Below are 13567 nucleotides of genomic sequence, written 5' to 3'. Positions count from 1 at the left end.
GCGGAAGCGGAAGCGCGCCTCGCCGCCGAACGCGCCGCCGCCCAAGAGGCGCGTCTCGCCGCCGAACGCGCCGCCGCCGAGGAGGCACGGATCGCCGCCCTCGCGGCCCGCTTCACCTCCTCGGGACGCACCCGACGCGGCTCGGAATCCGACACCCGGCCCGACCCCGCCGGCCTCACCCGACGCGGCTCGGCGTCCGGCACCCAGGGCATGGGAATCGACCCCGACTTCCAGACACGCCTCGACACGGCCAGGGACGAAGCGCGCACGGCCACGACCGAACGCGCCGCCGAAGATGAGGCCCGCCGCGCCGCGGAGGCCAGGTCGGAGGCCAGGGCCGAACGCCTGAAGGCAGTCGCCGAGAACGCGGACCACGGCAAGAGGCTCCTCGACCCCACGGACGCCCTGGGCAAGGGTGTCCAGGCCCCCACCGCCGCGGGCCTCGGCCAGGACGCCACCGCAGCGGCGGCCTCCGCCCCGAAGACCGACACCGCCGCCGCCGCGCAGGCTGCCGCCCAGACCCACGACGCCTCCGCCGCGGGCGTCTCCGGCGCATCCCTGAGCGGCCTCACCGAACTCTTCTCCGGCGCGGCCAGCGTCGCGGACTCGTTCAGGAACCTGAGGACGGCCCTGGAAAAGGGGAGCGGAGCCGGGTACCACAACGCTCACAAAAAGGGCAAAACCAAGGCGACCGACGCGGGCATGAGTGTCCTCAGTACGGGCGCCAACGCCGGCACCATGGCCAAGGAAGCGGTCAAGCTGCAGGGTGTGGGAAGCACCGTGGCCTCCGCCGAGGCGAGCGGTGTGCTCAGCGGCGTCGCCGGTGTGGCCAAGGCCGTCCGGGCCGCTTTCAAGTCCAAGGGTGCGATCGCGAAGATCCACGGTCTGGGGCAGCTCCAGAAGCACAACGCCGCCCAGTCCCGACGGCTGCTCCGGCTGGAGGCCGAGGCCAACACCGCCGAGCTCAACGCCAGTTTCGCCCGCGAGGCCGTGGAGCGGGCGAGGAACGACCGCGAAGGCCGTACGGAGGAGGAGTGGGCGGCGGGCCTCCGGACCGCCGGGGCCGCGTACGAGGCGACGGCGCTGATCGAGGCCCGGGCCAAGGCCGACTTCCTCAGCCTCGCGCGGGACCTGGAGGACCTGAACTTCGCCACGAATCTCGCGAAGAGCCGACAGGTCAGCAAGGTGGTCAAGGAAATGGGGGGCGGCGTCATGGGCGAGGGCCTCAAGGGAGCGGGCGGCGTCACGACCGTGGCCATCGCCGCCACCGTGGGCCTGGCGTCCAACCCCGCGGGCTGGATCACCGCCGCGGTAGGGGCGGGCCTCGTCCTCACCGCCACCGCCTACAAGGGAGGCAGTGCGGCCTACGGACGATTCCAGGAGGCCCACCACCCCGAGCTCTACACGCCGGAGGGCGAGCCGATACCCGCGGCCAAGGACACCGGGGATTCGCTGCTGCACGCCATGAAGTTCTGGAAGAAGATCACGCAGTACAAGCGCCAGCTGGCGGCGCACAAGATCTACAACATGGTCTCGCGCGAGGGCACCGATCCCACCCTGCGCGCCTCCGCCCTGCAGTTGCTGATCCTGATCAAGGCCGGTCCCACGGACCACAACCTGGAACCGGCCGAGTGGGAGGCGCGGCTCACGAACCCGGCCGAGAAGGCCGACGTGATCAAGGAGATCACGGACCAGCTCGCCTCCAGTTGATGACGCGGCGGGCCGGGAGCAGGGGGAAGCAGGCGACACACGCCCCCGCTCCCGCCCCGCGCGGCCGGCCCGGACAGCCGGGGCGGCCCCGCTCAGCCGTCGGTCGGCTGCTCGCCCGGCGCCCCCCGCAGCGCCTCCTCCAGCACCTCCCGCATTCCGACGGGCTCCCGGCCCAGCAGCGCGGCCAGCGTCGGGTCGGTCGTGGCGAACTCGCCGGCGCGGGCGGCGGCGAAGATGCCGAGGAGCTGGTCGGCGTACTGCTCGGGGACGCCCTGGGCCACCAGCTGGTCGCGGAAACCGGCCTCGGGCGCGGTGCTCCGCGTGAACTCCCGCCCCGTCACCTCGCCGGCGAGGGCCGCGATGTCGTCGAAGGTCAGCGCCCGCGAGGCGGTGAGGGGCGGCGTGGGGCCGTCGATGCGGCCCTCGTCGGCCAGGACCGCGGCGGCCGCCTCGGCGAGGTCGGCGTGCGTGGTCCAGGCGACCGGGCCGTCCGCGGGGAGCAGGATCTCGCCGGTCTCCAGGGCGTGTCCGAGGAAGCGCGTCGCGCTGGCGGCGTAGAAGCCGTTGCGCAGTGAGGTGAAGGGGACTCCGCAGCCGCGCAGGATCTCCTCGGTGGCGGCGTGGTCGCGGCAGGCCTGGAAGTGGGACGCCGCGCCGGCCCCCATCTGGCTGGTGTAGAGGACGCGGCGGGCGCCCGCCGTGACGGCCGCCTCGATCGCGGTGCGGTGCTGCTTGACGCACTCCTCGCCCAGTTTGTCCACGGAGACGACGAGGACCTGGGCGGCGCCCTCGAAGGCGTGGGCGAGGCTCTCGGTGTCCGTGAAGTCGCCCCTGCGCACCCGCACCCCCTGGTCGGCGAAGGTCCGGGCCTGCGGATGGCCCGGGTCGCGGACGCTGACGCCGACCTGTTCCGCCGACACGCGGGCGAGCAGGTGCTCGACCGTCCGACGGCCCAGCTGTCCGGTGGCTCCGGTAACGATGATCATGACGCACTCCCATGCCTGTTTCCAGTGGAATCACTTTTACAGTAACAGCGATAATCACGATGGCAACACCAAAGCGGTATCGTTGACCGCATGCCCTCTCGTTCCGACCAGACCCGGCAGCGGGTCATCGAGGCCGCCATCGGCCTGCTGACCCGCGGCGGCCGCGACGCCGTCACCACGCGGGCGGTCGCCGAGGCGGCGGGGCTGCAGCCACCGGCCATCTACCGGCTGTTCGGCGACAAGGACGGGCTGCTCGACGCGGTCGCCGAGCACGGCTTCGCGAGCTTTCTCGCCACCAAGCACGTCGACCCCGATCCGCCGGACCCCATCGAGGACCTGCGGGACGGCTGGGACCTGGCGGTCGAGTTCGGTCTGGCCAATCCCGCGCTGTACACGCTGATGTACACCGAACCGGCGCGGACGGGTTCGGCCGCCTTCAAGGCCGGCATGGAGATCCTGATGGCCCGCATGCGGCGCCTCGCCGCCGGCGGATGGCTCCGCGTGGACCAGGAGCTGGCGGCCCAGATCATCCACGCCACGGCGCGCGGCGCGGTGCTCACCTGGCTGTCGCTGCCCGAGGACCGGCGCGACCCGGCCCTGTTCACCACCCTGCGCGAGTCCATGGTCGCCGCCGTCACCCACGAGCGCCCGGCCGTGCGGGACGCCGGCCCGCAGGGCGCCGCCCGCGCGCTGCGCGCCACGCTGCCCGAGCAGACGGTGCTGAGCGAGGCGGAGCAGCGACTGCTCGGCGAGTGGCTGAAGCGTCTCTCCGACATCGACTGAGCCACTACCAGGATCGCACCCGGCGGGCCAACTCCCTTTTCGGCCACGGTGGTTCGCGCGTCATCGGCGCATTTTTCGCGCCAAAGCCCCGGCGCTTCCAGGCCGTGATCACGAGTCCGGCTCCGTGCCTCAGCGCAACGTGAGCACAAGCGGTATGGTCCCTTCCCGTATGCCGAACGCCGGTCGTGGATACGGGAGTTCGAGGCGCCTCGGGACGCGCGGTCCCGCTCCGTCTCGAGTCCGCGTCATCGGCACCCCCTGCTCGTACCGGCCCTCGCGTGTTCCCGGGAGATCCATGTCGTGCGCCTTCGCCGTCGACCGCGTCGCTGCCGACTCCGCGGCACGGGACGACCGTGGCAGACACCGGTCCGCTCCGGCCTGTTGAGAGCCCGGTCGTCATCGGGCCGGCCGGCGCCCCGCCCTGCGCGCCGGCCCGCCTCGGCCACCTCGCCCACACCGACGGCTTCCGATCCGTGAGGACCTGATGACTGAACTGATAGTGACCGCCACCGCCGTGCTGGCGGTGGCCGGAGCCGGGGCCGCGTGGTACTTTCGGCGCCAGGCCGGGCAGGCCCGGGGCCGCGGCGAGCAGCTGCGCGAGCACGCCGACCGGCTGACGCTGCAACTCGTCGCGGCGGAGCAGTGCGTGGGACACCTCGCGGCCACCGTGATCCCGGCGGCGGCGAAGGGCGGTCCCGGCGGCGCCGGCCCCGGGGGCGGGCTGCTCGTGCCGGCGCAGCTCGACGGGACCCCGCTCGCCGAGCGGCTGCGTGCCGTGCCCGGCGCGGTGGCCTCGGCGGTGGACGGCGTACGGGCCGAGGAGCGGGCGGCCGCCGAACGGGCCGCGGTCCACGCCGCCGAGCGGGTACGGCAGGACACCGAGCGGCAGATCGCCCAGGCCCGCCGCGAGTCCGTCGGCGTGGCCCGGGCCGCCGTGCGCGGCTTCGCCAACAACGTCGTGGCCCGCTCCGCGCGGCTCGGCCGGGCCGTCAGCCAGGGCGTACGGCGGCACATCTCGGACGAGGCGTACGCGACGCTCGTGGAGATCGACCACCTCACGCAGCAGATGCTGCTCACCGCGTCGGGGTACTCCGTGCTAGCCGGGGACAAGCTGTCCCGGCGCTGGCCCGCCACCACGCTGACCGACATCGTGCGGGCGGCCATGGGCCGGATCGAGGGGTACGAGCGGATCAAGCACCCCGAGATGGGGTCCGTGGTGGTCGAGGGCCGCGCCGTGGAGGCGGTCGTGCACGCGCTCGCCGTACTGCTGGACAACGCGCTGCGCTACTCGCCGCCCGCCGCCAGTGTCCACGTCTCGCTGGAACAGGGGCACCACGCGTGCTTCCTGATCGTGGACGACGCGGGACTGCGCATGGACGACGAGCGGCTGCTGTGGGCCAGCGACGTGATGTCCGGCGAACAGCGCGACGACATCACGCGCCTGGGCGCCCATCCCCAGACCGGGCTGCGCGTCGCCTCCCTGCTGGCGGAGAACTACGGCTTCCGCGTCGAGCTGACCGCGCCCAACATCTACCAGGGGACCCGGGCCATGGTCGTCCTGCCGAAGAACCTGATCGTCGACCCCGCGGTGGCCCAGCCGGTACCGAGGGCTGCCGCCCAGGCGGCCCAACCGGTCCCTGCCGCTCCGGCGGCCCCGGCGGCCCCGGCGGCCCCGGCGGATCCGGTGACCCAGGCGGTGACCGCCTCTCCGGTCGCGGCCGCGCCCGAGCCCGCCGTCCCGGCGTCCGCCGCAGCCGCCGGGCCCGCCGCATCAGTCGCGCCGGCACCAGCCACGCCGGGCGAGCCCGTCGCCAAGCCCGCCGCTCCGCCTGCGACGTCCCCCGCCGGAACCCCGGCCGCGGCGGCCGCAGCGGCCGTACCCGACCCGGCCACCCCCACCGCCACCGCCCGTATCACCCCCACCGCCCCCATCACCCCCACCGCCGCCACCGCCACCACCGCCAGCGGCCTGACCGTCCGACGGCGCTCCGCCGCGCCCGCTCCCGCGCGGCGCCCGGCCGCCCCCGACGACACCGAGCCCGGCCGCCCCGCCGTCGCCGCCGCCTGGGCGGCCGGGACCCGCCGCGGCCGGGACGGGGAGCAGCCCTCACCGGCCCCCGCCGACACCGCGGCCCGCCTCGCAACCGGCACCGCCACCCGCACCGCCGCCCGCACCACCCCCCACGACGCCGCTGACGACGAAGGACACTGATCGTGCAAGACACACACACCAACAGCCTGGGCTGGCTGCTGGACCAGGAACTCGGCAGCGTCGAGGGCGTCCGGTACGCCGTGCTGATGAGCAGCGACGGACTGCTGAAGGCCCGCACCCAGACGATCGGCCAGGACGACGGGGAGAAGTTCGCCGCGCTGACGGCGGCCCTGCGCGCGGCGGGCAAGGCCTGGGACGAGTTCACCGGCGGCGCGGGGATGCGGCAGCTGCTGATCGAGTCGGTCGGCTGCATCGGCCTGACGACGACCGCCGCGAAGAACACCATGCTGTCGGTGTGCACGACCGGCCCCGACGCCGACGTCGGGCTGATCTCGCACCACATGGTGCGGCTCGCCACCCGGGTGGGGCACGAGCTGGCCACGGAGGAGCGGGTGCCGGTCGCGGACGGCGGCCGACCGGTATGAGCGGGCCGCGGCGCGATCCCGACATGGTCCGGCCCTACGTCCGCACCCAGGGCCGGATCCGCGCGCGCGAGGACGTGCGCCTGGAGAGCGTGGTCATCGCCGCGACCGGCCCCACGGACACCCTCGGCCCGGACGCCCGCCGGGTGATGCGGCTGTTCGCCGGCGCGGACGGCGGCCTGGCCGTCGCCGACATCGCCGCCGCGCTGGAGCTGCCGCCCTCCACGGTGCGCATCCTCGTCTCCTCGCTGATGGACTCCGGCCACCTCTCCAGCCCGGTCGCCGCGATCGACGACCAGCCCGACTTCGACCTGCTGCAGGAGGTACTCCGTGGACTTCGCTCCCTGGTCTGACGGGGCCGACCGGACCGACCCGCCCGTCACCTACGTCCCGGCCACGGTGACCCGGTCCGCCAAGATCGTGGTCGCGGGCGGCTTCGGCGTCGGCAAGACGACGCTGATCGGCAGCGTCTCGGAGGTACGGCCGCTGCGCATGGAGGAGCCGATCACGCAGGCCAGCGCCGGTGTGGACGACCTGCGCGGCACCCCGCACAAGACGACGACCACCGTGGCGATGGACTTCGGCCGCATCCACCTGGCCGACGGCCGGCTCGCGCTGTACCTGTTCGGGCTGCCGGGGCAGTCCCGTTTCCAGCCGCTGTGGGAGGACCTGGCCGAGGGCGCCCTCGGCTGCCTCGTCCTGGCCGACACCCGCGACCTCGACGCCTCCCACGACGCCCTCGGCCTGCTGGACGGCGCGGGCATCCCGTACGCCGTCGCCATCAACGCCTTCCCCGGGTCCCCGGGTTACCCCGAGGCCGAGCTGCGCGAGGCGCTGGCCCTGGAACCGGCCACGCCGCTGACGTACTGCGACGCCCGTGACCGCACCTCCTCCCTGCACGCCCTGATCACGCTCACGGAGTACCTCTCCGAGCACCGTTCAGCCGCCCTACTGGAGTCCCGCCGATGACGTTGCCCGCCACCGAGACCGCGCCGGCGAGCGGTCCGGGCCGGATCGCCCTGTACGCACCGGAGTTCGCCGCCGACCCGCACGCCGCCTACCGCAGCATGCGCCGCACCCACGGTCCACTCGTCCCCGTCGACCTGGCGCCCGGCGTCCCCGCGACGCTGGTGATCGGCTACTACCAGGCCCGCCGCATCCTGAACGACCCGCTGCACTTCCCGGCCGACCCCCGCGCGTGGGAGAAGCTGATCCCGGCGACCTGCCCGGTGCGGCCGATGATGGAGTGGCGGCCCAACGCGCTGCGCTCGGGCGGCGCCGAGCACGCCCGCTACCGGTCCGCGAACACCCACGCCATCGACCAGGTGGACCAGCACGGGCTGCGCGCCCTCGTCGAACAGGTCGCCGCCGACGCCATCGACGGGTTCCGCGCCGCCGGCTCGGCGGACCTGCTCACCCAGTACTCCTTCCCCATCGCCTTCCGCGTGCTGAGCGCACTGCTCGGCTGCCCGGACGAGATCGGGCAGCGCATCGCCGACGGCATGGCGAAGATCTTCGACACCACCAACGCCGAGCAGGGCAACCTGATCCTCGCCCGGGCCGTGTCCGACCTCGTGACACTGCGCCGGACCCACCCCGGTGACGACATCACCTCCCGGCTGACGCTCCATCCGGTCGGGCTGACCGACGAGGAGATGAGCCACCAGCTCGTCACGCTCTACGGCGCCGGGATCGAACCCATGACCAACCTGATCAGCAACACGATCCTGAAGATCCTCACCGACGAGGAGTTCTCCGCGGACCTGCACGCCGGGCTCTCCACGGTGCGCGACGCGCTCGACGCCGTCCTCTACACCGACCCGCCGATGGCGAACTACTGCATCTCCTATCCCCCGTACCCCGTCGACGTGGAGGGCGTGCTGCTGCCGGCCGACCAGCCGGTGGTGATCTCGATGTCGGCCGCGAACAACGACCCGGCCCTCACCGAGGGCGTGCCCCAGGGGCAGCACGGCGGCAACCGCGCCCACCTGGCCTGGAGCACCGGTCCGCACACCTGCCCGGCCCGCTCGCACGCCTACCTCATCGCCGAGACCGCGGTCACCCACCTCCTGGACGCGCTCCCCGAGACGGACCTCGCCCGGCCCCCGGCCGAACTGACCTGGCGGCCCGGCCCGTTCCACCGCGCCCTCGAATCCCTGCCCGTCACCTTCCCCGCCGCGCAGCCCGCCGCGCACCGAGCCGCACACTAAGGAGCCAGGCCATGGCGACCCAGCAGCCCGCCCTCGTCCTCGACCCCACCGGCGCCGACCACCACACCGAGCACCGCACCCTGCGGGAGGGCGGCCCGGCCACCTGGGTGGACGTCCTCGGGGTGCAGGCCTGGTCGGTCAGCGACCCCGTCCTCCTCAAGCAGTTGCTCACCAGCTCCGACGTCTCCAAGGACTCCAGGGCGCACTGGCCCGCCTTCGGCGAGGTCGTCGGCACCTGGCCGCTGGCCCTGTGGGTGGCGGTGGAGAACATGTTCACCGCGTACGGGCCCAATCACCGCAAGCTGCGCCGGCTGGTGGCGCCCGCCTTCAGCGCCCGTCGCGTCGACGCGATGCGGCCGGCCGTCGAGGCGATGGTGACCGCTCTCGTCGACCGGCTCGCCGAGCTTCCCGCCGGTGAGCCGGTGGACCTGCGGCAGGAGCTGGCCTACCCGCTGCCCATCGCGGTGATCGGCCACCTCATGGGCGTGCCCGTGGAGCAGCGGCCGGACTTCCGGGCCGTCGTGGACGGCGTCTTCGACACCACCCTGGACCAGACCGAGGCGCAGGCCAACACCGCGCGCCTGTACGAGATGCTGGACCAGCTCATCGCGGCCAAGTCCGCCGCCCCGGGCGACGACATGACCTCCCTGCTGATAGCCGCGCGGGACGACGAGGGGGACGGCGACCGCCTCTCCCCCGACGAGCTGCGCGACACCCTGCTGCTGATGATCAGCGCCGGGTACGAGACCACCGTCAACGTCATCGACCAGGCGGTGCACACCCTGCTGACCCGCCCCGACCAGCTCGCGCTGGTCCGCAAGGGCGAGGTCACCTGGGCGGACGTGGTGGAGGAGACGCTGCGCCACGAACCGGCGGTCAAGCATCTGCCGCTGCGGTACGCGGTCACCGACATCGCCCTGCCGGACGGGCGGACCATCGCCCGCGGGGAGCCGATCCTCGCCTCGTACGCCGCCGCCAACCGCCATCCGGACTGGCACGAGGACGCCGACACCTTCGACGCGACCCGCACCGTCAAGGAGCACCTGGCCTTCGGCCACGGCGTCCACTTCTGCCTGGGCGCGCCGCTGGCCCGCATGGAGGTGACCCTCGCGCTGGAGAGTCTCTTCGGCCGCTTCCCGGACCTCCGTCTCGCCGATCCGGCCGAGGAGCTGCCGCCCGTGCCCTCCCTGATCAGCAACGGCCACCAGCGGCTCCCGGTCCTGCTGCACGCCGGCTGAGCGGCGGGCGACGGGACCGGGCGGCTGAGGGCGACGGCCGGGGACGACGGCCGAAGGGGTGCCGGCTTCAGCCGAACATCCCCGGCTCGTAGTCGCCGGCCGGCTGCTGGGTGATGACGTTCAGGCGGTTGTAGGTGTTGATGACGGCGATCAGCCCGACCAGCGCGGTGAGCTGCTCCTCGTCGTAGTGCTCGGCCGCGTTCGCCCAGGCCTCGTCGGTGACGCCGCCACAGGCGTCGGCGATGCGGGTGCCCTGCTCGGTCAGTTCGAGGGCGGCGCGCTCCGCGTCGGTGAACACCTTCGCCTCCCGCCAGGCGGCGATCAGGTTGAGGCGCAGCGAGGTCTCCCCCGCCTTCGCGGCGTCCTTGGTGTGCATGTCGAGGCAGAAGCCGCAGCCGTTGATCTGGCTGGCGCGGATCTTGACCAGCTCCTGGGTCGCGGCCGGCAGCCCCGAGTCGGTCACGGCCTTGCCGGCGGAGTTGATGTGCCGCAGCAGCTTGCCGGCGAGCGGGTTGGCGAACAGGTTGAGACGCGCTTCCATGGTGGACTCCTCCATCGTTGCCGTGTTGGTCGTACACAGCTACGACGGATGCCGGCGGCGCGATGTGACAGGCCGCGCCACGGCCCACTTGTGACCTGCGTCTCACCCGTTCGGAGCAGTGCGGTCCAGTAGTCGGCCCAGCGCCCGCGTCACGGCGGCCGGGCGTTCGTCCATCACCCAGTGGCCCGCGTCGTCCAGCATCGTCAGCTCGGCGCGGGGCACCGACCCGGCCAGCCCGGTCGCGATCGCCGGGCTCAGGTACGGGTCCGCGCGGCCCCAGACGACGGCCGTCGGGCAGGTGATGCCGGCCAGCCGCCGGCGCAGCTCGGGGCGGGCAGGGGTGCGGTACTGGCCGAAGTAGTGGAGCAGCCAGCGACGGCCCTCGGGCTCGGCCATCCAGTCGACGTAGCCGTCCAGGACGTGGGCGTCGAGGTGGCCGGCGCGCACGAGCGGCGCGAAGGAACGGCGGTGGAGGGCGGCGTACGGCAGGTGCCGTGCCGGGCGGCTGAGCAGGGGGCTGCGTCCGGCGAGGCCGATCAGGCTGAACACGGCGTACCAGCGGCGGGTGAAGGTGTCGTGCGCGCGCGTGTTGAGGAGCGCCAGCCTGCGCACCCGGCCCGGGTGGTTCTGGGTGAAGCCGAGCGAGAGGAAGCCGCCGTAGTCGTGGCCGGCCAGGTTCACCGAGTCCAGGTCCAGGGCGTCGAGGAGCCGGCCGACCCGGGCGACCTCCGTGTCGTAGTCGAAGGACAGGTGGAGGGGGCGGTCGGAGGCGCCCCAGCCCAGGAGGTCCGGCGTGATGACCCGGTACCGGGCCGACAGGGGCGGGACCTGGTGGCGCCAGCACCGGTGGTCGGCGGGGTAGCCGTGCAGGAGGACCACGGGTTCGGCGTCGGGTGGTCCCGACTCCCAGCAGGCGACGCGGGCGCCGTCCACGGTGACCGTACGGGGGCGGGGCGGGTCGTAGGTACGGGGGCGCTGCGCGGTCATCGGTCTCCTCCGGGTGCTCGTCTCCCCAACGGAGCGGATACCCGGAAGTGTCGTGATCAGGGCTCGTTGTTGGGCCGAAAGGGGCGGGGATTAGCCTCGGTCCCGACAAGTCGGTACGGCCGGAGCAGGTCCGGCCGCGGTCGGAGCAGGAGGCAGAGATGGCGAAGGTTCCCAGCGCGGTGATCGCCGCGAGCGGTCTCGTCGGCGGGTACGGCGTGGCCCGCTGGACGAAGAAGCGGCAGCTCGGCGGGGCCGTGCTCGCCGTCGCCGGGGCCGCCGCCGCGCAGCAGTGGCGGGCCCGGGCCGGCGGGAGGGCCGCGGGTGCGCTGACGGCGGCCTACGTCGCCGGTTTCGCGGGGTCGCACCCGCTGGCCAAGAAGGTGGGCGCCTGGCCCGCCGTGTTCGGTGCCGCGGGTGCCGTGGCGCTGGCCTCGTGGGCGGTCGCCGACCGGCGCTCCTGAGCGCGGTGGCGCCGCTCAGGCGTGGTGGGTGAGTACGTTGATCACCCGGCCGTTCGGGTCCCGTACGAAGAAGCGCCGTACGCCCCACTCCTCGTCCTGCGGCTCCCGGACGATCTCCGCGCCCGACGCGACCACCTGGGCGTAGACCGCGTCGACGTCCTCGACCTCCACGCTCAGGTCGGGGACGACGGGCGCCGTGCGCTCCTCGGTGAAGAGGCTGATCTGGGCGGTGGGGTTGGACGGGGAGGCCAGGGTCGTCACCCAGCCCATGTCCATGACCTCCTCGAATCCGAGCAGGCCGTAGAACTCGCGGCTCGTGTTCCACTGGTCCTCGGCCTCGACATGGATGTTGGGGACGATTCTGCGGATGCTCATCGGATCTCCTCGGCGTCGGTGCCCCATCGGGCCGGCGTACGTGACGCTACGCGGTCTTCGCGCCGGGGCCCGCCGTTCCCGGCGCATCCGGTGCCGCCGTCGACAGCGGCTCCGCGATGTCCTCCAGCGAGCGGCGCTCCGCCTTCACCGCCAGGAACGCCGCGACCAGGCCGGCCGCGCACATCAGCCCGGCGCCGATCTGGAAGGCCAGGACCGTGTCGCCGACCACGCCGGACTCGGTCAGTTCGGCGAAGAGCAGCGGGCCGCTGATGCCGCCGGCGGCGGTGCCGAGGGCGTAGAAGAAGGCGATGGCCATGGCGCGGGTCTCCATCGGGAAGATCTCGGAGACCGTCAGGTAGGCGCTGGAGGCGCCGGCCGAGGCGAAGAACAGCACCACGCACCAGCAGGCCGTCATGGTGGTCGCCGTGAGCGAGCCCCGGTCGAAGAGCCAGGCCGTGCCGAAGAGCAGGACGCCGGAGAGCAGATAGGTGCTGGAGATCATGATCCGGCGGCCGACGGTGTCGAAGAGGTGGCCGAGCACCAGCGGGCCGCAGAAGTTGCCCGCGGCGATGACGGCGAAGTAGTAGCCGGTGGAGCCGGTCGGCACGTCGAAGAAGGTGATGAGGATGGTGCCGAAGCCGAAGGTGATCGCGTTGTACAGGAAGGCCTGGCCGATGAAGAGGGACAGGCCGAGGACCGCGCGGCGCGGGTAGCGGCCGAAGACGGTCTTGGCGATCAGGCCGAAGCCGATGGACTTGCGCTGGTGGATGGTGATCTCACCGGCGGGCGGCGGCAGCTTCTCGCCCTTCTCCCGCTCGATCTCCCGTTCGACGGAGGAGACGAGGGCGTCGGCCTTCTCGCCCTGGCCGTGGATGAACTGCCAGCGTGGGCTCTCCGGGACGTGCCGCCGCACCAGCAGCACCACCAGGCCCAGGACCACACCGAGGGCGAAGCTGAGCCGCCAGCCGAGGTCCTTGGCGAAGATGTCGGTGTCCAGCATCACGATCGACAGCAGGGCGCCGCCGATCGCGCCCAGCCAGTAGCTGCCGTTGATGATGAGGTCGACCCGGCCCCGGTAGTCGGAGGGGATCAGCTCGTCGATCGCGGAGTTGATCGCCGCGTACTCGCCGCCGATGCCGAAGCCGGTGAGGAAGCGGAACAGGAAGAACCACCAGGACTCGAAGGAGACCGCGGTCAGCGCGGTGGCCGCCAGATAGACCACCAGTGTGATCATGAACAGCTTCTTGCGGCCGTGCCGGTCGGTCAGCCAGCCGAAGAACAGCGCGCCGGAACAGGCACCCGCCACGTACAGGGCGGCGGCCAGGCCGGTGATCTGGGCGGAGCTGATGTCCAGGCCGCTGCCGTCCTCGGCGATCCGGCCCGCGACGTTGCCGACGATCGTGACTTCCAGGCCGTCCAGGATCCAGACGGTGCCCAGGCCGATCACGATCATCCAGTGCCAGCGCGACCAGGGCAGCCGGTCCAGGCGGGCCGGGACGGCCGTGGTGACGGTCCCGGTGGAGGCGGGCCCCGAGCCCGACGACGACGCTTGTGCGGTCATGGCACCCCTCCGGCGGCTCTCCGTCGAGCGAACGCCTCACGTGTGCCCGGCGCCGGAGGGAACAAGCCCGCCGTGCCGGGA

14 protein-coding genes are annotated in these 13567 nt (G+C 73.1%); 9 read left to right on the top strand and 5 right to left on the bottom strand.

The window, feature by feature from the left end; all coding sequences use genetic code 11:
* On the top strand, positions 1–1710 hold a 1710-nt coding region (locus ACFV9J_RS03740), incomplete at its 5' end, for a hypothetical protein (RefSeq protein ID WP_385349304.1).
* Between the two features lie 92 nt (positions 1711–1802).
* On the opposite strand, the gene ACFV9J_RS03735 is transcribed toward ACFV9J_RS03740, so the two are convergent.
* Positions 1803–2696, bottom strand: coding sequence for an NmrA family NAD(P)-binding protein (locus tag ACFV9J_RS03735; RefSeq protein ID WP_385349301.1), 894 nt, complete (start codon positions 2694–2696; stop codon positions 1803–1805).
* Between the two features lie 90 nt (positions 2697–2786).
* On the opposite strand from ACFV9J_RS03735, the gene ACFV9J_RS03730 reads away from it, so the two are divergent.
* The 7 genes from ACFV9J_RS03730 (at position 2787) to ACFV9J_RS03700 (ending at position 9561) form a co-directional block, all read left to right on the top strand.
* A complete protein-coding gene (locus tag ACFV9J_RS03730; protein ID WP_385349299.1) occupies positions 2787–3479 on the top strand; it encodes a TetR/AcrR family transcriptional regulator in 693 nt (230 codons plus the stop codon).
* A gap of 484 nt (positions 3480–3963) precedes the next feature.
* Positions 3964–5691 (top strand): ATP-binding protein, encoded by a 1728-nt coding sequence (locus tag ACFV9J_RS03725; protein ID WP_385349296.1) that lies wholly within the window; start codon positions 3964–3966, stop codon positions 5689–5691.
* 2 nt (positions 5692–5693) lie between these two features.
* Positions 5694–6116, top strand: a complete 423-nt coding sequence (locus tag ACFV9J_RS03720; protein ID WP_011028644.1) for a roadblock/LC7 domain-containing protein — start codon at positions 5694–5696, stop codon at positions 6114–6116.
* Positions 6113–6466 carry a DUF742 domain-containing protein gene (locus ACFV9J_RS03715; protein WP_087809117.1) on the top strand — a complete coding sequence of 118 codons (354 nt, stop codon included), beginning with the start codon at positions 6113–6115 and terminating at the stop codon, positions 6464–6466. The genes ACFV9J_RS03720 and ACFV9J_RS03715 overlap by 4 nt, the downstream gene beginning before the upstream one ends.
* Complete coding sequence (locus ACFV9J_RS03710) at positions 6444–7082, top strand: ATP/GTP-binding protein (protein WP_385349292.1); 639 nt, start codon at positions 6444–6446, stop codon at positions 7080–7082. Before ACFV9J_RS03715 ends, ACFV9J_RS03710 begins: the two co-directional genes overlap by 23 nt.
* Complete coding sequence (locus ACFV9J_RS03705; RefSeq protein WP_385349289.1) at positions 7079–8323, top strand: cytochrome P450; 1245 nt, start codon at positions 7079–7081, stop codon at positions 8321–8323. Before ACFV9J_RS03710 ends, ACFV9J_RS03705 begins: the two co-directional genes overlap by 4 nt.
* A gap of 11 nt (positions 8324–8334) precedes the next feature.
* Entirely contained in the window at positions 8335–9561 is a 1227-nt protein-coding gene (locus tag ACFV9J_RS03700; protein ID WP_385349286.1) for a cytochrome P450, read from the top strand.
* A gap of 67 nt (positions 9562–9628) precedes the next feature.
* On the opposite strand, the gene ACFV9J_RS03695 is transcribed toward ACFV9J_RS03700, so the two are convergent.
* Both ACFV9J_RS03695 and ACFV9J_RS03690 read right to left on the bottom strand, forming a co-directional pair.
* Positions 9629–10102, bottom strand: a complete 474-nt coding sequence (locus tag ACFV9J_RS03695) for a carboxymuconolactone decarboxylase family protein (RefSeq protein WP_385349284.1) — start codon at positions 10100–10102, stop codon at positions 9629–9631.
* A 102-nt stretch (positions 10103–10204) separates the two neighbouring features.
* On the bottom strand, positions 10205–11089 hold the full coding sequence (locus tag ACFV9J_RS03690) for an alpha/beta fold hydrolase (protein WP_385349281.1): 885 nt from the start codon (positions 11087–11089) through the stop codon (positions 10205–10207).
* Positions 11090–11247: 158 nt separating this feature from the next.
* Here ACFV9J_RS03690 and ACFV9J_RS03685 point away from each other — a divergent pair, with 158 nt between their 5' ends.
* Positions 11248–11550 carry a hypothetical protein gene (locus tag ACFV9J_RS03685; RefSeq protein ID WP_385349278.1) on the top strand — a complete coding sequence of 101 codons (303 nt, stop codon included), beginning with the start codon at positions 11248–11250 and terminating at the stop codon, positions 11548–11550.
* Positions 11551–11565: 15 nt separating this feature from the next.
* Here ACFV9J_RS03685 and ACFV9J_RS03680 read toward each other — a convergent pair whose 3' ends face one another.
* Complete coding sequence (locus ACFV9J_RS03680) at positions 11566–11925, bottom strand: VOC family protein (RefSeq protein WP_121708878.1); 360 nt, start codon at positions 11923–11925, stop codon at positions 11566–11568.
* Positions 11926–11971: 46 nt separating this feature from the next.
* Entirely contained in the window at positions 11972–13486 is a 1515-nt protein-coding gene (locus ACFV9J_RS03675) for an MFS transporter (RefSeq protein WP_385349275.1), read from the bottom strand.
* Positions 13487–13567: the final 81 nt, after the last annotated feature.

The organism is Streptomyces sp. NPDC059906, assembly GCF_042730645.1.
In the GTDB taxonomy this organism is placed as follows: domain Bacteria; phylum Actinomycetota; class Actinomycetes; order Streptomycetales; family Streptomycetaceae; genus Streptomyces; species Streptomyces rubrogriseus.
This window is presented reverse-complemented; position numbering and strand designations above follow the sequence as displayed.

Excerpts from the sequence above, each read along its gene's own strand:
- ACFV9J_RS03725 (WP_385349296.1), top strand. The coding sequence starts at position 3,964 with ATGACTGAACTGATAGTGACCGCCACCGCCGTGCTGGCGGTGGCCGGA.
- ACFV9J_RS03735 (WP_385349301.1), bottom strand. The coding sequence starts at position 2,696 with ATGATCATCGTTACCGGAGCCACCGGACAGCTGGGCCGTCGGACGGTC.
- ACFV9J_RS03705 (WP_385349289.1), top strand. The coding sequence starts at position 7,079 with ATGACGTTGCCCGCCACCGAGACCGCGCCGGCGAGCGGTCCGGGCCGG.
- ACFV9J_RS03680 (WP_121708878.1), bottom strand. The coding sequence starts at position 11,925 with ATGAGCATCCGCAGAATCGTCCCCAACATCCATGTCGAGGCCGAGGAC.
- ACFV9J_RS03675 (WP_385349275.1), bottom strand. The coding sequence starts at position 13,486 with ATGACCGCACAAGCGTCGTCGTCGGGCTCGGGGCCCGCCTCCACCGGG.
- ACFV9J_RS03685 (WP_385349278.1), top strand. The coding sequence starts at position 11,248 with ATGGCGAAGGTTCCCAGCGCGGTGATCGCCGCGAGCGGTCTCGTCGGC.
- ACFV9J_RS03715 (WP_087809117.1), top strand. The coding sequence starts at position 6,113 with ATGAGCGGGCCGCGGCGCGATCCCGACATGGTCCGGCCCTACGTCCGC.
- ACFV9J_RS03730 (WP_385349299.1), top strand. The coding sequence starts at position 2,787 with ATGCCCTCTCGTTCCGACCAGACCCGGCAGCGGGTCATCGAGGCCGCC.
- ACFV9J_RS03695 (WP_385349284.1), bottom strand. The coding sequence starts at position 10,102 with ATGGAAGCGCGTCTCAACCTGTTCGCCAACCCGCTCGCCGGCAAGCTG.
- ACFV9J_RS03690 (WP_385349281.1), bottom strand. The coding sequence starts at position 11,089 with ATGACCGCGCAGCGCCCCCGTACCTACGACCCGCCCCGCCCCCGTACG.
- ACFV9J_RS03700 (WP_385349286.1), top strand. The coding sequence starts at position 8,335 with ATGGCGACCCAGCAGCCCGCCCTCGTCCTCGACCCCACCGGCGCCGAC.